The sequence below is a fragment of the Ruegeria sp. BE9 genome (genome assembly GCF_056538765.1).
This window is the reverse complement of record NZ_JBQFTS010000003.1, coordinates 309885-331532: the sequence shown is the minus strand read 5'-3', so window position 1 is coordinate 331532 and position 21648 is coordinate 309885. Positions and strand designations below refer to the sequence as shown.

Annotated in this window: 24 protein-coding genes; 18 read left to right on the top strand and 6 right to left on the bottom strand. The window is 57.1% G+C overall.

Annotation, left to right across the window (positions count from 1 at the left end; all coding sequences use genetic code 11):
• The first annotated feature begins 41 nt into the window (after positions 1 to 41).
• Positions 42 to 224, top strand: a complete 183-nt coding sequence (locus tag ACR0EO_RS12585) for a DUF1674 domain-containing protein (RefSeq protein WP_170326393.1) — start codon at positions 42 to 44, stop codon at positions 222 to 224.
• Between the two features lie 3 nt (positions 225 to 227).
• Here ACR0EO_RS12585 and ACR0EO_RS12580 read toward each other — a convergent pair whose 3' ends face one another.
• Positions 228 to 1082 (bottom strand): LysR family transcriptional regulator, encoded by an 855-nt coding sequence (locus tag ACR0EO_RS12580; RefSeq protein ID WP_480690376.1) that lies wholly within the window; start codon positions 1080 to 1082, stop codon positions 228 to 230.
• Between the two features lie 101 nt (positions 1083 to 1183).
• Here ACR0EO_RS12580 and tmpA point away from each other — a divergent pair, with 101 nt between their 5' ends.
• The 4 genes from tmpA (at position 1184) to ACR0EO_RS12560 (ending at position 4512) form a co-directional block, all read left to right on the top strand.
• On the top strand, positions 1184 to 2320 hold the full coding sequence (tmpA, locus tag ACR0EO_RS12575; protein WP_480690374.1) for a 2-trimethylaminoethylphosphonate dioxygenase: 1137 nt from the start codon (positions 1184 to 1186) through the stop codon (positions 2318 to 2320).
• On the top strand, positions 2317 to 2907 hold the full coding sequence (tmpB, locus tag ACR0EO_RS12570; RefSeq protein WP_480690372.1) for a (R)-1-hydroxy-2-trimethylaminoethylphosphonate oxygenase: 591 nt from the start codon (positions 2317 to 2319) through the stop codon (positions 2905 to 2907). The genes tmpA and tmpB overlap by 4 nt, the downstream gene beginning before the upstream one ends.
• Positions 2904 to 3572: an ureidoglycolate lyase gene (locus ACR0EO_RS12565; protein ID WP_480690370.1), complete on the top strand. Its 669-nt coding sequence runs from the start codon at positions 2904 to 2906 to the stop codon at positions 3570 to 3572. Before tmpB ends, ACR0EO_RS12565 begins: the two co-directional genes overlap by 4 nt.
• An 82-nt stretch (positions 3573 to 3654) precedes the next feature.
• Positions 3655 to 4512: a hypothetical protein gene (locus ACR0EO_RS12560; protein ID WP_480690368.1), complete on the top strand. Its 858-nt coding sequence runs from the start codon at positions 3655 to 3657 to the stop codon at positions 4510 to 4512.
• A gap of 6 nt (positions 4513 to 4518) precedes the next feature.
• Here ACR0EO_RS12560 and dapB read toward each other — a convergent pair whose 3' ends face one another.
• Positions 4519 to 5328, bottom strand: a complete 810-nt coding sequence (gene dapB, locus ACR0EO_RS12555; RefSeq protein ID WP_480690366.1) for a 4-hydroxy-tetrahydrodipicolinate reductase — start codon at positions 5326 to 5328, stop codon at positions 4519 to 4521.
• Between the two features lie 92 nt (positions 5329 to 5420).
• On the opposite strand from dapB, the gene rbfA reads away from it, so the two are divergent.
• The 6 genes from rbfA (at position 5421) to rpsO (ending at position 9602) form a co-directional block, all read left to right on the top strand.
• A complete protein-coding gene (rbfA, locus tag ACR0EO_RS12550) occupies positions 5421 to 5816 on the top strand; it encodes a 30S ribosome-binding factor RbfA (RefSeq protein WP_170387673.1) in 396 nt (131 codons plus the stop codon).
• Complete coding sequence (locus tag ACR0EO_RS12545) at positions 5813 to 6556, top strand: phosphodiester glycosidase family protein (protein WP_480690364.1); 744 nt, start codon at positions 5813 to 5815, stop codon at positions 6554 to 6556. Before rbfA ends, ACR0EO_RS12545 begins: the two co-directional genes overlap by 4 nt.
• A gap of 54 nt (positions 6557 to 6610) precedes the next feature.
• A complete protein-coding gene (gene truB / locus ACR0EO_RS12540; protein WP_480690362.1) occupies positions 6611 to 7516 on the top strand; it encodes a tRNA pseudouridine(55) synthase TruB in 906 nt (301 codons plus the stop codon).
• A gap of 21 nt (positions 7517 to 7537) precedes the next feature.
• A complete protein-coding gene (locus tag ACR0EO_RS12535) occupies positions 7538 to 8041 on the top strand; it encodes a DUF1643 domain-containing protein (protein ID WP_480690360.1) in 504 nt (167 codons plus the stop codon).
• 95 nt (positions 8042 to 8136) lie between these two features.
• Positions 8137 to 9189: a calcium-binding protein gene (locus tag ACR0EO_RS12530; protein WP_480690358.1), complete on the top strand. Its 1053-nt coding sequence runs from the start codon at positions 8137 to 8139 to the stop codon at positions 9187 to 9189.
• 143 nt (positions 9190 to 9332) lie between these two features.
• Entirely contained in the window at positions 9333 to 9602 is a 270-nt protein-coding gene (gene rpsO, locus ACR0EO_RS12525; protein ID WP_039528663.1) for a 30S ribosomal protein S15, read from the top strand.
• A 97-nt stretch (positions 9603 to 9699) separates the two neighbouring features.
• Here rpsO and gntH read toward each other — a convergent pair whose 3' ends face one another.
• Both gntH and ACR0EO_RS12515 read right to left on the bottom strand, forming a co-directional pair.
• Positions 9700 to 10956, bottom strand: coding sequence for a guanitoxin biosynthesis MBL fold metallo-hydrolase GntH (gntH, locus tag ACR0EO_RS12520; RefSeq protein ID WP_480690356.1), 1257 nt, complete (start codon positions 10954 to 10956; stop codon positions 9700 to 9702).
• Positions 10957 to 11185: 229 nt separating this feature from the next.
• A complete protein-coding gene (locus tag ACR0EO_RS12515; protein WP_480690354.1) occupies positions 11186 to 12787 on the bottom strand; it encodes a BCCT family transporter in 1602 nt (533 codons plus the stop codon).
• Positions 12788 to 13336: 549 nt separating this feature from the next.
• Here ACR0EO_RS12515 and pnp point away from each other — a divergent pair.
• Positions 13337 to 15487 (top strand): polyribonucleotide nucleotidyltransferase, encoded by a 2151-nt coding sequence (pnp, locus tag ACR0EO_RS12510; RefSeq protein ID WP_480690352.1) that lies wholly within the window; start codon positions 13337 to 13339, stop codon positions 15485 to 15487.
• Between the two features lie 125 nt (positions 15488 to 15612).
• A complete protein-coding gene (locus tag ACR0EO_RS12505) occupies positions 15613 to 15951 on the top strand; it encodes a putative quinol monooxygenase (protein ID WP_480690350.1) in 339 nt (112 codons plus the stop codon).
• On the opposite strand, the gene ACR0EO_RS12500 is transcribed toward ACR0EO_RS12505, so the two are convergent.
• Positions 15948 to 16583: a DUF1326 domain-containing protein gene (locus ACR0EO_RS12500; RefSeq protein ID WP_480690348.1), complete on the bottom strand. Its 636-nt coding sequence runs from the start codon at positions 16581 to 16583 to the stop codon at positions 15948 to 15950. The genes ACR0EO_RS12505 and ACR0EO_RS12500 overlap by 4 nt on opposite strands.
• Positions 16584 to 16823: 240 nt before the next feature.
• On the opposite strand from ACR0EO_RS12500, the gene ACR0EO_RS12495 reads away from it, so the two are divergent.
• The 4 genes from ACR0EO_RS12495 (at position 16824) to ACR0EO_RS12480 (ending at position 19286) form a co-directional block, all read left to right on the top strand.
• Positions 16824 to 17096, top strand: a complete 273-nt coding sequence (locus ACR0EO_RS12495) for a PepSY domain-containing protein (protein ID WP_480690346.1) — start codon at positions 16824 to 16826, stop codon at positions 17094 to 17096.
• 23 nt (positions 17097 to 17119) lie between these two features.
• A complete protein-coding gene (locus tag ACR0EO_RS12490; RefSeq protein WP_480690344.1) occupies positions 17120 to 17641 on the top strand; it encodes a helix-turn-helix transcriptional regulator in 522 nt (173 codons plus the stop codon).
• Between the two features lie 150 nt (positions 17642 to 17791).
• Positions 17792 to 18481 (top strand): outer membrane protein, encoded by a 690-nt coding sequence (locus ACR0EO_RS12485; protein WP_480690342.1) that lies wholly within the window; start codon positions 17792 to 17794, stop codon positions 18479 to 18481.
• A gap of 70 nt (positions 18482 to 18551) precedes the next feature.
• Positions 18552 to 19286, top strand: coding sequence for a glycosyltransferase family 25 protein (locus ACR0EO_RS12480; protein WP_480690340.1), 735 nt, complete (start codon positions 18552 to 18554; stop codon positions 19284 to 19286).
• Positions 19287 to 19353: 67 nt separating this feature from the next.
• Here ACR0EO_RS12480 and ACR0EO_RS12475 read toward each other — a convergent pair whose 3' ends face one another.
• Positions 19354 to 20004 carry a peroxiredoxin gene (locus tag ACR0EO_RS12475; protein ID WP_170355987.1) on the bottom strand — a complete coding sequence of 217 codons (651 nt, stop codon included), beginning with the start codon at positions 20002 to 20004 and terminating at the stop codon, positions 19354 to 19356.
• A 186-nt stretch (positions 20005 to 20190) separates the two neighbouring features.
• Between ACR0EO_RS12475 and ACR0EO_RS12470 the strand changes: the two genes are divergently transcribed.
• A complete protein-coding gene (locus ACR0EO_RS12470; protein ID WP_480690337.1) occupies positions 20191 to 21630 on the top strand; it encodes an aldehyde dehydrogenase family protein in 1440 nt (479 codons plus the stop codon).
• The last annotated feature ends 18 nt before the right edge of the window (positions 21631 to 21648 follow it).

The window sequence follows — 21648 nt, the reverse complement described above, 5'->3', positions numbered from 1 at the left end:
GGGCGTATATCAAGACCGTGCACGGAAAGGAACCCGAAGTCATGAGTGACGATCGCAAAGACCTGCCTCCCGCCGCGCAACGCGCATTGGCCGAGGCGGAAGAACGCCGCAAAAAGGCAGAGGCCGAAGCCAAAGAAATGCCCAAAGAATTGGGCGGACGCGACGGTCCTGACCCCGCTCGGTACGGCGATTGGGAGAAGAAGGGCATCGCGATCGACTTCTGATCATTACCCCCGCAGCGCCTGCAGAAAAGCATCGATCAAGGCCCGCTGTTTTTTGGATCGCACTCGATCTTCGGGCCAGGTCAGCCAATACCCCTCACGCGTTTTTAGCTCAGGCAGGTCCAGCCTGCACAATTGCCCGGTCCTCAAGTGCCCTGATGCCAACGGAACCGAGCCCAGAACCACGCCCATCCCTTGTCGGGCCGCAGCGATTGCGTGGCCCATTGAGTCAAAGCTGACTCGGGCAGGAGGCAATTCGCTCATACCTGCCGCTGCAGCCCATTCGCGCCAACCCGGCCGTTCACCGCGCTGGTCGACCAGATCTGCACCCCAGGCGACACCAGGGGCGGCCATCGGCACCAGAACCTCTTGTGCGACCAAAGCGGCCTCTCGACCCGGCCACGCACCGCGTCCGTAGCGTATTTGCAGCCACGTTTTTTCTTCATCCAACGATGACCGCCGCGCCACGGAATCCGTCAGGACCTGAACTTTGGGTCGCTCTTTCAGAAACTCGGGAAGGTTCGGCAGAACCAGAGCGTAAATATGTGATGACAGGCCCGCCACGCGTAACTCGCGCGGGGATTTGCCGAACAGATCCTCGGTGTTGCGTTCCAACGCCTGCAAACTGTCCTGAACCAGCGGCAGGTAGCTTTCACCTTCAACGGTCAACGACACGCCCCGCGCCTCGCGTACAAACAGCGTTCGGCCCAGCCAAGCCTCAAGGTTCGCAATCCTTTGACTGACCGCAGCCTGCGTCAGGCCGAACTCCTTGGCAGCGGCTGAAAATCCACCCAACCGCCCGGCTGCTTCGAACACGCGTAGCCAATCCAAAGGCGGCAATCCGATCTTTTTCTTAGCCATAAGATTTTCCAAGCCTCAGCAGCAATAAGGATTAATTGTCGTAATGCCACGGGACGCGTATTTCCTCAAGCAAAGCCGCGCTGAACAGGAGACCCCCCCCCATGCTGCGCACCGCCACCCATGACGCCTCGGTTCTGACCATTGAGTTCGACACCGGTAGCAAGGCTCGCTTCCATGCAATCTGGCTGCGTGACAACGCGCAAGACCCCGAGACCCGCGCACCGGGCAACGGTCAGCGCCTGATCACTGTCGGCGATATTCCCGCCGACATTTCAATCAGCGCCGCTGAAATCCTGAATGGTGACCTAAGCGTCACTTTCCAGCCAGAAGACAAAACCGTGATCTACCCCGCCACTTGGTTGGCAGACCACGTCTATGACTGCGACTCGGTACAAGACACCGGCCGCACCGCACCCGGTATCACCACATGGGAGCGCGGCATCGACGCGCCCAGCGCTGATTGGAACGCGGTTCACGCCAGCCCCGCCGCCAAGCGTGACTGGTTGGCCTCGGTCGCCGAGTTCGGGTTTGCCAAACTGACGAACGGCCCGACCGAACCGGAATCCTTGCTGAAAGTCGCCGATCTGTTCGGCTATGTACGCGAAACCAACTATGGCCCCTATTTCGAAGTCCGGACAGAGGTGAACCCCACAAACCTTGCCTTTACAGGGCTAGGTTTGCAGGCACACACCGATAACCCCTATCGTGATCCGGTGCCGACACTGCAAATCCTGTACTGCCTGGAAAACAGTGCCGAAGGGGGCGACTCGATCGTCGTTGACGGCTTCCGCGCAGCCGAGAAACTGCGCGATCAGAACCCAGAGGGCTTTGCTTTACTCGCCGGTTACCCGGCAAGGTTTGAATACAAAGGTTCGGACGGGGTCTGCCTGCGGTCACGCCGCCCCATGATCGAACTGTCGCCGGATGGTGAGCTCGTTGGAATACGCTTCAACAACCGCTCGACCGCGCCACTGGTTGATATCCCGTTTGATCAGATGGAAGCCTATTACGCCGCCTATCGCCAGTTGGGTGAGATTATCGATGATCCAGCAATGGGCGTTTCGTTCAAGCTGGAACCGGGTGAAAGCTTTATCGTCGACAACACCCGCGTTCTGCACGCGCGACTGGGCTACTCTGGCGCAGGATCACGATGGCTACAGGGTTGCTACGCTGACAAGGACGGACTGCTCTCCACGTTGGCAGCAATGGATATGGCACAACCGGAGGCGGCAGAATGAAACCGGATTATTCGACCCTGAACCGCGGTAATATCGTCGATTTCATCGGGGACATATTCACCCGCCGCGGCAGCGAGGAATACCTGGGCGAGCCCGTCACCATGGCCGAGCACATGCTGCAGGGTGCTACCATCGCTGAACAGAACGGGATGCCCGAGGAAATCGTCGTTGGCGCGCTGCTGCATGATATCGGTCACTTCACCTCAGAATTTGGCAGTTATCACCCAGACGACACCGAAGACCGCCACCACGAGGACGCAGGTGCCGCTGTGTTGGAACAGTTTTTCCCGTCAGTTATCACTGATTGCTGCCGTTACCATGTGGCGGCCAAACGCTACCTCTGCGCCACCAAGCCCGAGTATTTCAACCGACTGTCCGACGCCTCGGTCCATACATTAGAGCTTCAGGGCGGCCCGATGAGTGCCGAGGAAGTCGCCGAATTCGAGGCTAACCCGAACCTGAAGGAAATCATTCAGGTCCGCTATCTGGATGAAGCGGGCAAGCGCCCGGACATGGAAACACCAGACTATGCCCATTTCGCACCGATGGTGCAGCGTATGGTTGATAAGCATATGGGGGTCTCATGAACGCGCCAGAGTATATCTTTGAAGCTAGCAGCAAGCCGTCGCTGCCGTGGCACGAGGTTCCGCTGATCCGCGCCACGGACGAGTCAGTCAAAGGCTACGGCTGCCTGGTCGACGACCCAGAAGGGTTCGAGATCGAAATCACCCGCTGGCCGCAACAAGGCTGGCGCCCCATCGACGAAGGCACCGGTGATGAAGGTGGCTGGGTCGAGGGTACGTTCCATGGTGAATGGAAAGGCGATGTACTCTACGGCCAAAACGAAGCGGTGAACGGCCACTACGTTCTGGGCTGGTCCACCGACCCGCAACAGGCGCAGGCAGACAGTCAAACCGCACCACGTGACCAGGTGTTGTTGTGGCATATGAATTATCACCCCGATGGCGGGCAAATGTTCTGGCCGTTGGACAACAAGCCCTTCATCATCCCAGCCGCCCTGCCCGGAGATAACTTGACGCCCGAAAAGGTTGTGGCCTTTTGGTGCGATGGCTCGCGTGGGCTCTACATCCACCCCGGCATCTGGCATGAGGGGATTTTCCCCGTAGAGGACAACCAGCGCTTCCTTGACCGGCAAGGCGCGGTCCATGCGCGGGTCAGCGCGGATATCGGCAAGGAATTTGGCGTTTACCTCGCCTGCCCGTTGCGGGCGGACAAGATCAGGGACCTCTGACACCGCTTTCAGAATCCCTTAACCCTTGCCGCCAACATCTGTGATACGCTCGACCCAAGTCCTATAGGCATGGGAGGCACAAGTGGGCCTGAACAGACGTAAAATTGTCCAACTGGGAACCGCGGCAACGGTCGGAACGCTGCTGCCGCGCGTCACGCTTGCCGCAGCGGACCCGAATGAGGCCTTCGAACAGGACCTCAGCGAAACGCTCACGCGCCTGAGAGCGTTATTTGCCGAGCTTGGTTTCACAGAATCCGACGCGCTTTCAATTGTATCGGGAGTCTCAGACTATAACGGTGGGCTGCGACACGATTTCGATCAGTCCGTGCTGCCGTCCAACGCCTTTGTCATCCAGCCCTTGGCGCGGGTCGCGGATGTGGATGAACAACACCGCCCGGACGTGTTACCCTTGTTTCATGAGGTCGGCTGTCATCCCGCAGATGCCGATGGTCCGGCCACGACCCGTCTAATGATACGCCTTTTGACCGAGGGGTTTGACCTCGACCCATCTCGCATCGCCTTTGTCAGCGTCCCGCAATCCGATGCCTTGCGTCCTGTGCTGGACGAGATCGGCCTGCATTTTACGGAAAAGGTGCTGTTGCGAGACGAGGCCGAAGCTTTGGCTGCCCGAGATGCATCTGGCTTCTTCTTCCCCGATCCGTTTGGCGATGACTACATCGTGACCATGGGCGTCTATTATCGCGTGGGGGAAACGGATGAACCTGCCCCAACGGCCTATCCCCCATCGACCAACTGGACCGAAATCGGTGAGATTGTCATCGGTGGAGAGGCCGCACCGCTGGGAATCTCCATCGGGGCCGAGCGCCTGACCTATGCGGTGACCGGCCAGTTTCCGACCTGGGATCAGCGGCTGGGTGCCTTGTTTGCACAAGCCGCACAGGACGGTGCGGAGCCGCCCGGTTTGACTGCGTTCAGGTGACGGTACTTACAGCCCCAACACATCCACCATGTCATATTGACCGGGGGCCTTACCCTGCCCCCACAGCGCCGCCTTCAGCGCGCCGCGGGCAAAGATAGCGCGGTCGGTGGCCAGATGGCGTAGGACGATGCGTTCGCCTGGGGCTGCAAACAGGACGTCGTGTTCGCCGACGATGTCGCCACCACGAATGGCGTGGAAGCCGATATTGCCGCGTTGACGCGCGCCGGTGATACCGTCACGACCTCGGTCAGAGACATCCGCCAGATTGACCCCGCGCCCTTCGGCAGCGGCCTCACCCAGCATCAGCGCAGTGCCTGAGGGCGCATCGACCTTGTGGTGATGGTGGCCTTCGATCACCTCGATATCGAAATCCTCATCCAGCGCAGCGGCAACCTTTTTGGTCAGTTGCACCAGAAGGTTGACGCCAAGGCTCATATTCCCAGCCCGCACGATCACCGCGTGGCGTGCTGCCGGTTCCAGCGCCACGATCTGTTCATCGGTCATGCCGGTAGTACCGATCACATGCACGCAGCGCGCCTGTGCGGCCAAAGCAGCAAATTCCAGCGTTGCTTCAGGCGCGGTGAAGTCGATCACCGCCTGCGCCTGCGCAAAAGCCTCTAACGGGTCATCGGTTACGGTGACGCCCAGCGCCTGACCGCCCATCGCCGTGCCAACGTCCTGACCGATCCAGTCATGGCCCGAACGCTCAACAACACCAACCAGACGCGCGTGTTCGCTGTCAGTCACGGTTTTGATCAGCATCTGCCCCATGCGGCCCGAAGCCCCTGTGATGACGATCCCCGGAATATGGGTCATTGCGCTGGTCCTTTCGCATTTGTCGGCTCAAAGCCTCCTACCCGGTTCGAGGCCGCTTGGCAAAGCCCTGCTTTGCGCTTAGATCGGGTTGTATGGCAAAGAACAAATTCCACGATGGCCCCGGCCCGTCCCAACGACAGTTGCGCGTCGGCGAACTGATCCGTCGCACCCTGTCCGAGGTTCTGGCGCGCGGAGATGTCCACGACCCCGACCTGAACCGCATGTCGATCACTGTCGGTGAGGTGCGCACCTCGCCCGATCTCAAGATCGCTACCGCCTATGTGCTGCCGTTGGGCGGCAAAGGACAAGATGACGTGATCGAACTGCTTGCCCGCAATAAGGGTGAGCTGCGGCGCGTCATTGGTAAGAAACTGAACCTGAAATTCTCGCCCGATCTGCGGTTCCGCCTGGATGACACGTTTGATCGTCTGGATGACACCCGCCGCATGTTCGAACAGGACGCGGTGCGCCGCGATCTGGACGAGTGATCCGAGCGCTGGCAACTCTGTGCGCGGCTCTTTGGGCTGCGCAAGCCTCGGCGGTCACCTGTGAAAAGGTGACCCATGAGGACAAGCGGTATACTGTTTGTGAAGTGGATGCGGCCAGCGAAGACCTGCGCCTGTTTCTGAATGATGAGAACGGCGACCTCCTGGGGCATTTCTCTTCGGTGAATAACGCACTTGCGCCCAGCGGCAAACGACTGGTGTTTGCGATGAACGCTGGCATGTATCATGACGACCGCTCGCCCGTCGGCCACTATGTCGAGAATGGGCAAGAGCAAATGCGCGTGATCCCCAACCCGGGGCCGGGAAACTTTGGCCTGCTGCCGAACGGAGTGTTCTGCATTCGCGAAGGCCGCGCCGATGTGTTTGAGACGCTGGACTTTGTCGATCAAGCACCTGAGTGCAGCTTTGCATCTCAGTCGGGCCCGATGTTGGTGATCGACGGTGAACTCCATCCCCGCTTCCTACCCGATTCGACGTCGCGCTATATCCGCAACGGCGTTGGCACAAGTGAGGACGGAACGCGCACAGTGTTCGCGATCTCGGAAGACTATGTGACCTTTCACGAATTCGGCAGCCTGTTTCGGGACGTTTTGAAAACGCCAAATGCACTGTTCTTTGATGGCAATATCTCGCGTATGTATGAACGGGCGAGCAACAGGTCCGATGTCGGCTTTTCGTTGGGGCCAATCGTGGGTGTCGTCGAAGACGTCCCCACAAATTGACAGCGACAGAGTGATCCGCTAACTCGCGCGCCTCAGTAAAGGGCAAGGTGCAAGATGGGACGCAAACGCAAGGGTCGCGACATTTCCGGTTGGCTGGTAGTGGACAAGCCTGCGGGTATGACCTCGACCGCTGTGGTCAACAAAGTGCGTTGGGCGATGGACGCCAAGAAGGCGGGCCATGCGGGCACTCTGGACCCCGAGGCAACCGGCGTGCTAGCCGTCGCTTTAGGTGAGGCAACCAAGACCGTTCCCTACATCACCGACGCTTTGAAAGCTTACACCTTCACCGTGCGTTTGGGTCAGGCCACCAACACTGACGATGCCGAGGGCGAGGTGATCGCGCAAAGCGATGTGCGCCCTTCGGATGACGATATCAAACAGGCACTGGCCCCGTTTCTGGGCGACATCATGCAGGTGCCGCCCAAATTCTCGGCCGTTAAGATCGACGGCCAGCGTGCGTACAAACTGGCCCGCGATGGCGAGGATGTGGAACTGTCGGCCCGTCCTTTGTGGGTCGAAGAGTTGATTCTGATCGACCGCCCGGACGAAGACTATGTTGTTTTAGAAATGACTTGCGGCAAAGGTGGCTATGTCCGCTCGATCGCGCGCGATCTGGGTGCGGCGCTCGGCTGCCACGGCCACGTCCGCGAACTTCGCCGAATCTGGTCCGGCCCGTTCGAGGTCGAAGATGGGTTGAGCATCGAACAGATCGACGAGATGGCCAAAACCACCGCACTGGACGACTATCTTCACCCGTTGGAAACCGGCCTCGCCGACCTGCCCGAGCTGAAATGCACCCCCGAAGGCGCGACTCGGCTGCGCAATGGCAACCCGGGCATGGTTCTGGCCTCGGACGTGGAGTACGGCGATGAGGCATGGGCCTCGCTGGATGGCAAGGCTGTGGCGGTGGGCATCTACAAATCGGGCGAATTGCATCCCAGCCGGGTGTTCGTCGTCTGAACTCCGTGTTAGGCGAGTGGCATGATCACCCGTTCCCATACCAAGGGCGATGCGCCCTCGACCGCCATCTACTCCGATTGCGAAAAGTATCGCTATAGCCTGACCCGCATCTGGGACCCGGCTGGACGCAAAGCGCTGTTCGTCATGCTGAACCCCTCGACCGCTACCGAAGTGCAGAACGACCCGACGGTCGAGCGGTGTGAACGTCGCGCGCGGGCGCTGGGGTTTGGCGCTTTTCAGGTGACCAATATCTTTGCCTGGCGCGACACTGACCCGCGTAAGATGCGCGCTGCTGCAGACCCAGTGGGACCCGCGAATGACGCGGCCATTCTGGATGGTGTTCAGTGGGCCGATCAGGTCATCGCCGCTTGGGGCACCCACGGCTCCCACCTAGAGCGTGGGCCCGCTGTAGAAACCCTGCTGCGCGGCACGGGGCAACCGCTGTTTCACCTTGGTCTGACCAAGGCCGGTCACCCGAAACATCCGCTCTATATCGCCTATACACAACAGCCTGAACGCTGGTGACAAAGGGTTAACCAAAAGTCCAAGCTGGCTTTGACCAAGCAATTGAGATCATGGGATATTCCATCCTCGGAGCAATGCGTTCACGGAGGGTTCCCATGTTTCTGATCGGGTTTCTGGGCCTGGCTGCTGTTGGCGGCGCTGCTTATGCCCTAAGCGATGCCTTCGTCCCCGAGGAAGAACTTGAGGATGAAGACGTTATCGATGACACGTCCGACGAAGTTACCGATGGCAACTTTCTCGACATCGGTGAAAACGTTGAGGAGCCCGAAACTCCCGAAGACAAAACAGATGGCAAGGTGACGGCCGAGGACGACGACCCCACGGTTTCAACAGAAACGATCCTTTCTGACTATGACGGTGACCTGATCATTGCGGGCACCGATAGCGAGGATGTGCTGACCGGGCTGGATGGTGACGATCAGATCAACGGATATGCTGCGGACGACATCATTGACGGCGGTGGCGGTGATGATGTGCTGCACGGCGCAGATGGTATGGACACAATCTCTGGCGGGTTTGGGAATGACGTTTTGCATGGCGAAGGCGACAATGACCTGTTGGCCGGCAATGACGGAGAAGACTCACTCTATGGCCACCTTGGCGACGATCATCTGGACGGGGGCGAAGGCGATGACAAGCTGTATGGCGGTCAGGGAGAAGACACTCTGTCAGGCGGCGATGGTAACGACGCCCTGCAAGGTGGGTTTGGTGACGATACTCTGCACGGCGGAGCCGGAGAGGATACCCTCTTTGGGGGCGGCGGAGAGGACACCCTGTCAGGTGAAGACGGCGAAAACGAAAATACACCAGACTTCCTGAACGGAGGCGCCGGGGATGACACGATCTACGCCGATGCCAGGGATATTGTAACCGGTGGTGAAGGGGCGGATGATATCTTTGTCGAAGCAGAAGACGAGGCTGTAACGGTTACGGATTTTCAACCGGGTCAGGACAAGTTGTTCGTTTCTTGGGACGGTCAGGAAGACCCCGATATCCAGATTGAAACCGACGCCGAAAACGAAAACCTGACCTATGTGTTTATCGACGGGCAGAACGTGGCGCAGCTTTTGGGGGCCGAAGGATTGAGCGCAGATGACATACAACTGATCGCTGAGGCTGATCTGGCGCAGCTGACCGGGTTGGGTTAACTTCGCAGAATCCCTTTGCCATTTGCACTAAATGCGCCTATACGCGCCCATCCGCATCGGAATCGGTGCGGGTTTCTCCATGGGCCTGTGCTGGACGACATCCCGGCCTGCGCCATTAACTCTAACCTTTAAAGGAGACCCCGATGTCGATTACTGCCGCTGAAAAAGCACGCGTCATGAAAGAATTCGCAACCAAAGAAGGCGACACCGGTTCGCCTGAAGTACAGGTTGCTATCCTGACCTCGCGCATCACCACCCTTACCGAGCACTTCAAGACCCACAAGAAAGACAACCACGGTCGTCGCGGTCTGCTGAAAATGGTTGCTCAGCGCCGTAAGCTGCTGGACTACCTGAAGGGCAAAGAAGAAGCACGCTATCAGGACCTGATCAAAAAGTTGGGCATCCGCCGCTAACTCATTTGCGTGCGGGTTACGACCCTCTTGATCTGAATATTACGCCCACCAAAACGGTGGGCGTTTTTTTATCCCGATGACCGTGGCGGACCCAGTTTTATTCAACAAACGGCAAGCTTGTGTACGCACCGACCTGGTTATTGCCAGTCCGCTCGTTGAAGGCCTCGATCATTTCGTTTGTCGCTTCGGCAGCGCCAAGATCAATGCTCTCTAAGTCAAACTCGGAAAATGGAAACTCTGCTGCGGAGTCTGGTGGTTGTTTTGCCATCTGAACAGGCGCAGGAAATGACTCCTCGTTTGGGACACCTTGACGGGTTCGAATCCTGTCTTTGGTAACGTTCCATGTCATGAAATCCGCCGCCAGGTCCAACGGCCCATCATAGGTTTCCCGTATGGCCGAATAGACCGCCAACGCGATGTCATGATCGTTCTGAAAATGGTAGCAGACGGCCAAGCGTGGTTCGGTTTCGGACATGATTTTCCCGAAAGCCTGCGCAGCGGTATGACCCTGCGATCCGACGAAAATAGCTTCTGACGGTTCGAACCCGTACTTTTCAATCATGAACTCAGGGGGTGTAAAACACTCGTGGATAGACAGATCCGCACCAGCCGCGTGCTCTCTCCACCACCGCGTCGGCAAAGTGTCGGAAGAGAACGCGAACTTCAGACCATTCCATTCAAGCAGAAAACTCACTGCTTGCTCACCGTGGATTGCCGGAAGTGTCCGCACCTGGACGCCATTCTCGTCGAAGATGACGTTGTTGACGGCCTTCCAATCGAACTCATTAACCTCCAGTTGAAGGCCACGTGGATCGACTGCAGCGCCCCTTGTTGCTTCTTCCCAAGCCCACATCTTTCTCATGTGATCGGCCCAGGCCGCAGTGCCCCATTCGGGCTTGATTCCAGCAGGCCCCCATAAACGCACCGGCGTTAGACGGTTGTTCACTGGACCAGTGAAGTAAAAGGCCGGAAAGTCGCCGGCATGATCAAGGTGAAGATGCCCCAGGAACACTTTATCGAGTTGATCCAACGGTATTCCCAGCGCCATTAGGCGCTCAAAAGATCCCTCTCCCATGTCGAAGATGAATTTCTCTCCGTTTCCCAACTCGACGAGGAAACAGGCGGCAGCTTGTTTCAACCGGGGTTGAGGCATACCCGTACCACACGCGACAACACGCATCTCGTCGGGGCCCAGCGCTTCGGTACCCGGATAATAAACCGTTTGATTTGGAAAAGGTTCGGTCCGAGACCACGCGGCCGGCTCTTCCACCTGAGCATGTGCAACTTGAACCGTAGTCGCAAGCGCACCAATTCCACTCAAAACGGTGCCAATAATTGTCTTTCTCAAACTCATTGAAATTCCCCCCACAGAAAAAGCGATCTCATACTCAGGAAAAACCTGCGACCTTCGTGAAACTGTAACATACAGATGAGTGAATGTATTCAGCGGTATTGGCGGTGAATCACGCGCAGCTGGAAGCGGCTACAAAATCACGTGCCTTCACCCAAGCTCAAAACAAGGTCGAAGAACGGTCGCGGAAGAACGCCCACCGACCAGCGGGCGTTCTTTGTTCATAGGCCGGTTACATCTTGGCCTTTTCGGATTTCAGCGCCAGCCACAGGCAGTAGCACATCATCAGAACGACCAGCGTAAACGGAATACCGGTCGAGACTGCCGCGCCTTGCAGGGCGGACAGGCCACCCCCCAGCAGCAGGGCGATTGCGACCAGACCTTCCAACGTACACCAGAATACGCGCTGGATCACCGGAGCATCCATCTTGCCGCCTGCTGTGATCGTGTCGATCACCAACGAACCCGAGTCCGACGAGGTGACAAAGAACACCACGATCAGGATCAGTGCGATTGGCGCGATAATACCGTACAGCGGCAACTCTTTCAGGAAGCCAAACAACGCGCCTTCAGGGGCGTAGCTGTCGATCACAGTGGCGCGAACACCTTCTGCTCCGCCTGCGTTCAACATGTCGATCGCCGCGCCACCAAATGTCGACATCCACAGGGCGCAGACTGCCGTTGGTGCCAGCAGCGCGCAGATCACGAATTCACGCACCGTGCGGCCTTTCGAGATACGGGCGATGAACATGCCCACAAACGGTGACCATGCGATCCACCATGCCCAGTAGAACGTCGTCCAACCGTGGAAGTAGCTGGTATCCTCTCGTCCGAAGGGATTGGAGAGTGCTGGAAGGTGCAACACATAGTCGGTCATAACGTTGAAATACCGTGCAATGGCAGTGCCAACGCCGGTAACCACGATGACAAATATGAACAGCCCAACGGCCATGATCATGTTGATCTCACTCAACCGTTTGACACCGGCATCCATGCCCATCAGGACCGAGCCCAACGCGATCATTGTTATGCCGATGATAAGCAGGACTGTAACGGTTGGGCTGGGTTCGATGCCGAACACCTCATTCAACCCTGCCGCGACTTGCTGTGCGCCCAGCCCCAATGAGGTCGTCAAACCGAACAGTGTCGCAAACACCGCTAGTGTATCGATGATATGGCCCCACCAGCCCCAAACGCGTTCACCTAAAATTGGGTAGAAGGCAGACCGGAGTGTCAGCGGCAAACCGAGGTTATAGCTAAAGATCGCCAGACTGAGACCCACTGCAGCGTAGACTGCCCATCCCTCGAGACCCCAATGGTGGATCGTGCCAACGATGCCGATGTATTCATTGCCCGGTACCGCAATATCGATACCCAACGGACGGGCGTTACCATCCTCGGCAAAGTTGTAATAGACGGGTTCCATTACGCCAAAGAACAACAGGCCAATACCAATACCGGCCGCGAACATCATCGCAATCCATCCAGCATAGGAATAATCAGGTTTGGCGTCTTTGCCTCCAATCCGGACTTTGCCGACCGGAAGGATGATTAGAACAAGGCAAAACAGGGTTATCGCGTCCACTGACAAGACCAGGAACCAGTCAAACGTGCTGGTTAGCCACGGCCGCAGCCAACCGAAGAAAGCCGCTGCAGCTTCCTGATTGGCCAAGGCTATCAGAACGAAAGCAAAGATAAGGATACTGGATATCAGGAAAACCGGGTTATGAATGTCCAGACCGAATGGCCGGACGTTGTCTTGCCCCAGTTCGTACTCTGTTTCGAAATCATAGATCCGTGGGTCCGGATCCAGCATTTTTTTCGTCTGAGCCATACGATGCCCCTCTGTTCGCTAGGTGCAAACGCCAAGGTATTCGGCTGACTGACGGATATGAGTATGTTACCCCCTTGGCGCGCTACCGTCTTTTCAACCGCGGGTTCAGTGATAACATCCTACACCCAAAGCAATATTTCCCAAAAACATTCACCTAGCCGAATGTTAGCGCATAGAAATGTCGACGAGATCAAGTACTTGCACGCGTCCGAAAACTGCATTCAAGCGTTGCTGCAATCAAGGGCCTGCATGACCGACCTGTTCCAACAGTCACGCGATCCAATTCCGGATGCTAAACGGGTCGGCGCAGTGAAACACTCAAGAACACAGCAAGCGCCAAAAAGAATTACAATGCTTGTCGGGCCGCCCAGCTTCGACTGCCTTATCACTTCCCTTTAGCCGTAATCTCATGTATGCGCGCGGTATCTGAGACGTTGTGCCCTGACCTCGGCACTCGAATGGAAGATAAAGTGAGGTCGGCGGCAATGGGGCCGCCATGCAAAACGGGAGACCCGGAGGGCCGGGAGTGCTCCTATCTAGGATACGCATATGTTTGATGTAACAAAGAAATCAATTCAGTGGGGCGAGGATACGCTCACACTGGAAACTGGCAAAGTTGCGCGCCAGGCCGATGGCACCGTGATTGCCACGCTGGGCGAAACCAGCGTCATGGCCAACGTGACTTTTGCCAAGCAGCAAAAGCCCGGTCAGGATTTTTTCCCACTGACCGTGCACTACCAAGAGAAATACTATGCCGCCGGTAAAGTTCCGGGTGGCTTCTTCAAGCGCGAGGCGCGCCCGACCGAGAAAGAGACGCTGACCGCGCGTCTGATCGACCGTCCGATCCGCCCGCTGTTCGTTGACGGCTTTAAAAACGAAGTTCTGGTGATGTGCACCGTGCTGAGCCACGATCTGGTCAACGACCCTGACATCGTTGCAATGATCGCTGCCTCGGCTGCTCTGACCATTTCCGGCGCGCCGTTCATGGGCCCAATCGCCGGTGCTCGTGTTGGTTTCGTGGATGGCGAATACGTCCTGAACCCGACCGTCGACGATATGCAGGACCTGCGCCTGAACCCAGAACAGCGTCTGGACCTGGTTGTTGCCGGTACCAAAGACGCCGTGATGATGGTGGAATCGGAAGCCTACGAACTGTCCGAAGCCGAAATGCTGGGCGCTGTTACCTTTGCGCACGAGCAGATCCAACCGGTTATCGACCTGATCATCTCGCTGGCGGAAGAAACTGCAAAAGAGCCGTTTGAATTCGTCGCACCCGATTACTCGGAGCTGTACGCCGCTGTTTCCGCAGCCGGTGAAGAGCAGATGCGCGCCGCATTCGCGATCACCGACAAGCAAGAGCGCACCGCTGCTGTTGCCGCTGCACGTGAAGCGATCAAAGAAGCGCTGACCGAGGAACAGCTGGAAGACGCGAACCTGGGTTCCGCGATGAAAAAGCTGGAAGCCGGCATCCTGCGCGGTGACGTCGTCAAAGGCGGCAAGCGCATCGACGGTCGTTCGACCACCGATGTCCGCGCCATCGAAGCCGAAACCTCGTTGCTGCCGCGTACCCACGGTTCGGCCTTGTTCACCCGCGGTGAAACACAGGCGCTGGCTGTGACCACTCTGGGCACCGGCGACGACGAACAGTTCATCGACGCGCTGCATGGCAACTTCAAATCGAACTTCCTGCTGCACTACAACTTCCCTCCGTATTCGGTTGGTGAAGTGGGCCGCGTTGGCTCGCCCGGTCGTCGTGAAATCGGCCACGGCAAGCTGGCATGGCGCGCGTTGCAGGCTGTCCTGCCTGCGCCGACGGATTTCCCATACACCGTTCGCGTGGTGTCTGAGATCACTGAATCCAACGGCTCGTCCTCGATGGCCTCTGTCTGCGGCGGTTCGCTGTCGATGATGGATGCGGGTGTTCCTCTGAAAGCACCGGTTGCCGGTGTGGCCATGGGTCTGATCCTGGAAGATGACGGTGACTACGCTGTTCTGACCGACATCCTGGGTGACGAAGATCACCTGGGCGACATGGACTTCAAAGTGGCGGGTACCGAAAACGGCATCACCTCGCTGCAGATGGACATCAAAGTCGCAGGCATCACGCCGCAGATCATGGAAACCGCTCTGGCACAGGCCAAAGAAGGCCGGATGCACATCCTGGGCGAGATGGGCAAAGCCCTGTCCGAAACCAACGAGTTCTCGGTCCACGCTCCGCGCATCGAGACCATGAACATCCCGACCGACAAGATCCGTGAAGTGATCGGTTCGGGCGGTAAGGTCATCCGCGAGATCGTCGAAGTTTCGGGTGCCAAGGTCGACATCAACGACGACGGCGTCATCAAGATCGCTTCGCCTGATGGTGAATCGATCCAGAAGGCTTATGACATGATCTATTCGATCGTGGCTGAGCCGGAAGAAGGTCAGATCTACACCGGTAAAGTGGTTAAGATCGTAGACTTCGGTGCCTTCGTGAACTTCTTTGGCAAGCGCGACGGTCTGGTCCACGTATCCCAGATCGAAAACCGCCGTCTGAACCATCCGTCGGATGTTCTGAAGGAAGGTCAGGAAGTAAAGGTCAAGCTGCTGGGCTTTGACGATCGCGGCAAGGTTCGCCTGTCGATGAAAGTCGTCGATCAGGAAACCGGCGAAGAGATCGTTCCTGAGAAGAAAGAAAAGAAAGAAGAAAGCGCAGAGTAATCTGCCCTTCCTTCAAGTGACGAAGGCCCCGGTAGAAACTCCGGGGCCTTTTTTGGATAAGATCACCTCTTGCAACGCCTGCCGACCGCACCGACAGTCACCTGACTGTATTGCGAGGCAATTTGATGATCCTGGAAATCCGCCACTACACGCTGAAACCCGGTCGCCGAGAGGAGTTCATTGCATTCTTCGAAGCGCAAAACAGGCTCGCCCTGCGTGAGGCAGGAATGTTGGTTTTCGGGCCGCTCCGAGACTTGGAAAACCCCGACAAGGTTCACTGGATGCGTGCTTTTCCATCCCTAGACGCACGAGACCAGATCAAAGACGCTTTCTACAACGGTCCGGTCTGGCACGAACAGATAGAACCAGTGGCAATGTCGATGATCGCCCACTACGAAGCAGAATTGACTGAAACCACAACCGGTTTTGAGAATTTCGACGGCGCCTCAACCCTCGATCGCTAATGTGTCACCCCTGACGGTCCGTGTTTCATGACATGCCACTGACCGTAACTATCGTTTAGATCCAGTTTGATTGCCGCATCCGCCTTGGTAGAGGCGCTGCCGATTTCCGCCAAGGTAAACTCAATCCCTCCGGGTAGATCTATCCTCACACGATGCTCTCCGCCACCATGCGGTGCCTGAATAGGACGGCCAGTGGAACTTAGAACATCACCAATAGTGACTTTGGCCGTTCGCCCTTCCATGTCCATCTCAAAATCAATGGGCAGGAAAAGAGTTTCATGAACGGTCTCACACATCGCCCGAAAGACGAACCAATGGGTCGCCATCTCTTCGGTCTCTTCCCCGTGAAAAACCTTTTCCAGTGCAGCACGCTGTACGTCCGAAGCGCTTGGATCGATGATAACCTGCATCTCTCCTCCGCCTTCAAAGATCGGCCCCGGCCAGGCGTAAATCAATGCGGCCTTTGCCCCTGCGAGGTCCGTGTCGCCGAAGTGCCCCTTGGAAATCTCTATCACTTCAAAGCCACGGCAATGGCCTTGGGTCGGCAACTCTTCGAACTGGCAAGGGCAGGCATAGCCGCAATTGCAGTTTCCAAATGCCTCGCCCTCAACATACCAATCTGTAAATGCCATCGTCATCTCCTGTTCAAAACAGTCTGAAATCCCGACGTCGTTGGTTGTTTGCCTGTAGATTTTCCCCCGCCCCACCCTAGCACAAATCGGCCAAATCCAGAACCAGAGGGGCCACGTCCGCCAGCAGAACCGCATAAACCTTGGTCTAATACCCTCCAAATCAACCAAAAACCAATCGCAACGCACCCTCCCAAACCCCAGCTCGATTACATCGCCGAAACGCAAAAAAGGAGATGCGATATGGAAACCTTGAAACTGTTGACACTGACCGGATTGATCGCAACCGCCCCTGTTCTCGCGCTGGCCAACGTCGGTTTGGGTGACAAACTGGGAACCAGCGAAGCCGACATTCGCGCCGCCCTCGAAGCGCAAGGATACCAAATCGAAGAGATCGAGTTCGAAGACGGCGAGATCGAGGTTGAACTCATCAAAGATGGCGTGGAAACTGAAGTGGTCCTGTCAAAGACTGATGGCGTGGTTAAAGCCATCGAACTTGAAGAGGACGACGACTGATCGGGTGAATTCACAGGGGCCGCATGAAGCTTTCTCAAACGTCGTTGCTTTGGCTCCTTCTGGTGGTGCAGGCCGTCTGCGCCGCCTTTTTCATGACCGACGCGATGTTGGACTGGACGGGCGGAGAAAGCGCCGGCTTTCGTCACTTGCACAGTTTTGAACTGGTTCTTGCTTTGGCCCTGATCGGTGGTCTTGCCGCGACAATTGCGCTGATCCGATCCCAAATGAGACGCGTGCGAAATATGCAGCGACAGCTGAGCGTGGCACAGGGCGCTTTCGCCCAACTAATCGAAACCCAATTTAGCGATTGGAACCTCAGCGATGCTGAGCGTGACGTTGCCCTACTCTCAATCAAAGGGCTTTCAATTGCAGACATCGCCGCGCTGCGACAAACCAAAGAAGGCACGGTCAAAGCCCAATGCGCGGCAGTGTATCGCAAGGCAGGCGTCGCCGGACGCTTGCAACTGCTCAGCTTTTTCGTCGACGAACTGCTTTCTGAGCCCTTAGTGACGTCCAGCTCTGAAAGGCATGGATCGTCCAGCTAGAACCCGCTGAGCGGTGTTGGCCGAGTGCTGAAATTATTCACTCACACCCCTCCAAAAACCTGTGAAACGAAGTGAAGGCCCCGCGCCTTTCTTTCACGTCTGAATTGCCCACATGTGCGCCATACCAAATTCGGAACAAAGGACATGGTTATGGTTACGCGTCTTATTCTTGCCTCAGCGGCCCTAACGATCAGCGCCTCAGGCCTTGCTGCGCAAAGCTTGTCAGAAGGGCTATATATTCAAGGCTTCGCCGGTTACAGCCAACTGCAAGACAGCGACTTTAGCGGAACGGTAAACGGATCGTCACAGTCGGTAGATACGGATTTCGACGCAGGTTACGGAGTGGGCGTTGCGATCGGTAAAGAGATCCCACAATGGTCTAGCAGCACAATCGGCACTCGGGTCGAACTGGAACTGTCGTATCGTGACACCGACGTGGACGGTGTGAACTTTTCGGGTAATGGACCGGGCGCCGAAGGCAACATCTCGGGCGACGTTACCCAGACCTCATTGTTTGCCAATGTTTTGTTCGACTTCAAACAAGCCGGCGCGTTCACTCCTTATGTTGGTTTGGGCGTAGGGGCTACTTACTCAGATTTGGACTTCGCCTATGGACCCGGCGTGGCGCTGGACGACAGCGACACGAGCTTTGCCGCGCAGGTCATCGCGGGTGTGGCTTATGAGATCGATTCGAACATCGCGCTCACGCTCGACACGCGCTATTCCCGTGCCTTTGATGTTTCGTCCGAACGCTTGGCCCCCAACGGCACGTCGACCGGTACCGTTGAGGATGACATTGACGCGTTCAGCGTTAACGTCGGCCTGCGTTACGGGTTCTGATTGCACAGGGGGAAGTGTTTCTCTCCGGTTTCTCTTCCCCCCCATGTTCCCGTGTTCTATGCACGGGGACATGCGTTCCTTTGTCATCCATATGTCTTCAAGCACAGCCCGGCGGCCGAATGCCGATAAGCTGTGTGCCGACCTGCCCAACGCCGAATTGTTCGAGGCCGTAAACGGCCGCGACCCGGCCCAGATCGCGGATATTCGGTTGTATCCGGGCAACCTGCACCGCCCTCATTACCCCTTTGCCCTGCGCCCCGCCGAAATTGGTGTCTTTGAAAGCCACCGTCGCATCTGGCGTAAATTGGTCGAAGAAGAGATCGATCTGGCCATCATCACCGAAGATGACTTACGGATCGATCCGGATCGCATGTCCGAAGCGCTGGAAATGCTGGCCCCAATCGCCACGCCCGATCACTATATCCGGATCCCAGTAAAACAACGCGAAGTGCCCGTGCAAACACTGGCGGAACAGAACGGGTTGCGCCTGATCCTGCCCAAGGTGATCGGTCTGCAATGTGTTTGTCAGGTTGTAGGACGCCGCGCCGCCAACCGCCTGCTGGCCGCCACCAATCAAATTGACCGGCCCGTGGATACGTTCCTGCAGATGCACTGGCTGACCGGCCAGCCCATTCACGCCCTTCAAGGGACAGGCAACCAGGAGGTTGCAGGCGAAATAGGTGGTTCGACAATCCAGATCAAACCGCCATTGTCCGACAAACTGACACGTGAATTCAAACGTGCGACCTACCGTGCACAGCTACACCTGCACCCACAGCGCCCGTCAAAACAGTCTGAACAATAGGATGTTGGGGGGATTGCGCCTGAATGGCGCGATGGGGGGCTGAAAGCCCCCCTGACCCAGCCCTGCCTTACGACGGTGCTTTGGTCTTACGCAGGTATGGGAAGATCGTTTCGAACTCGCCGAATTTCTCTTTGGCTTCTTCGTTCGATACGGCCGGCGGGATGATCACGTCTTCGCCCGGAACCCAGTTGGCCGGTGTGGCTACACCTTTGGAAGACATTTGCAAACCATCCAACGCGCGCAGAATCTCGGCAAAGTTCCGACCCACAGTCATCGGATAGGTCATCGACAGTTTCAGTTGCTTGTCCGGCCCGATGATAAAAACAGATCGCACAGTGGCACTGTCCGCCGGTGTACGGCCATCAGGCAGATACGCCTCGGCTGGCAACATGTCGAACGCCTTGGACACGGCCAGACCGTCATCCGCAATGATAGGGAAGCCGGGGTTGGCGTTGCCATAGGCTTCGATGTCTTTCTTCCACTTCTTGTGGTCTTCGACACCATCAACGGAAACACCCAGAACCTTGGTGTTTCGAGCCGCCCATTCGTCGTTCAACTGCGCCACGGCCGAAAACTCGGTAGTGCAGACAGGTGTGAAATCCTTTGGGTGCGAGAACAGGATTGCCCAGCTGTCACCAATCCAGTCGTGGAACTGAATTGTGCCCTGATCCGTTTCTGCCGTGAAGTTCGGAACCGTATCATTGATACGCAAACCCATTGTGAATCTCCTTTCCTGTGAAAAATTCCCTGAGTCGGTCGCTGTAAACCTAAACACTTTGCGCAATTGTTAAACCGTTTTCGATGGTTAAAAATTTTGATCAAATTATTGCTTGTCGCGCCTTAACCCCGGTGCCAGAGTGGCCCCGACAAACAGTTTCCGGCTGCGGGCACAGGAGGATGCGCCATGATCGAAAAACGTGATTTCTATATAAACGGTCAGTGGATCGGCCCTTCGGCCGCCAATGACTTTAACGTTATCAACCCTTCGACCGAAGAGCCCTGCGCGATCATCTCGCTGGGTGGCGAGGTCGACACCGACGCGGCCGTCGCTGCGGCCAAGGCCGCCTTGCCCGGCTGGATGGCGACCCCTGTCGAAGAACGCATCGCGCTGGTTGAGAAACTTGTCGAGATTTACCAGACGCGTTCCGAAGATCTGGCGCAGGCCATGTCTCTTGAAATGGGTGCACCGTTGGATCTTTCGCGCACAGCGCAGTCCGGCGCAGGAATGTACCACCTAAAGAACTTCATCCGCGCGGCCAAAGAATTTCAGTTCGAACGCCCGTTGGGTGATCATGCTCCTAATGACCGGATCATCTATGAGGCAGTCGGTGTTGCCGCCCTGATCACGCCGTGGAACTGGCCGATGAACCAGATCACGCTCAAGGTCGGCGCCGCAGCAATTGCGGGTTGTACTATGGTTCTGAAACCGTCCGAGCAGAGTCCGCTGAACGCGATGATTTTTGCCGAGATGATGGATGAGGCCGGCTTCCCGCCCGGTGTGTTCAATTTGGTCAACGGCGACGGGGTCGGCGTGGGGTCGCGACTGTCAGCGCACCCGGACGTGGACATGGTCAGCTTCACCGGCTCGACCCGCGCCGGCACAGCGATTTCCAAAGCGGCTGCTGATACCCTGAAGAAAGTGCATCTAGAACTGGGCGGCAAAGGCGCAAATGTGATCTTTGCGGACGCCGATGAAAAAGCCGTCAAACGTGGTGTGCTGCACATGATGCAGAACACCGGTCAAAGCTGTAACGCCCCAAGCCGAATGCTGGTACAGCGCCCGGTTTATGATCAGGCAGTAGAAACGGCTGCTGAAGTCGCAGACATGGTCAAAGTCGGACCTGCGCTTGAAGAAGGCCGCCATATCGGCCCCGTGGTAAACGAGGTTCAGTGGACCAAGATTCAAGACCTGATCCAGAAAGGGATCGACGAAGGTGCTCGTCTGGTCGCGGGCGGAACCGGTCGCCCTGAGGGTCTCAACAAAGGGTACTATGTGCGACCCACCGTGTTTGCGGACGCTAATAACCAGATGACCATCGCACGCGAAGAGATCTTTGGCCCGGTCCTCACCATGATCCCCTTCGACACTGAGGAAGAGGCCGTTGAAATCGCCAACGACACGCCTTACGGCCTGACCAATTATGTTCAGACTCAGGATGGCGAGCGCGCGAACCGCATGGCGCGGGTGTTGCGCTCGGGCATGGTTGAAATGAACGGACAATCGCGCAGCGCCGGGTCTCCGTTCGGGGGCATGAAGCAATCTGGCAACGGCCGTGAAGGCGGCGTTTTCGGACTTGAGGACTTTCTGGAGGTCAAAGCCGTCGGCGGTTGGGCTGCTGAGTAACTCATGCCCTATGCAATC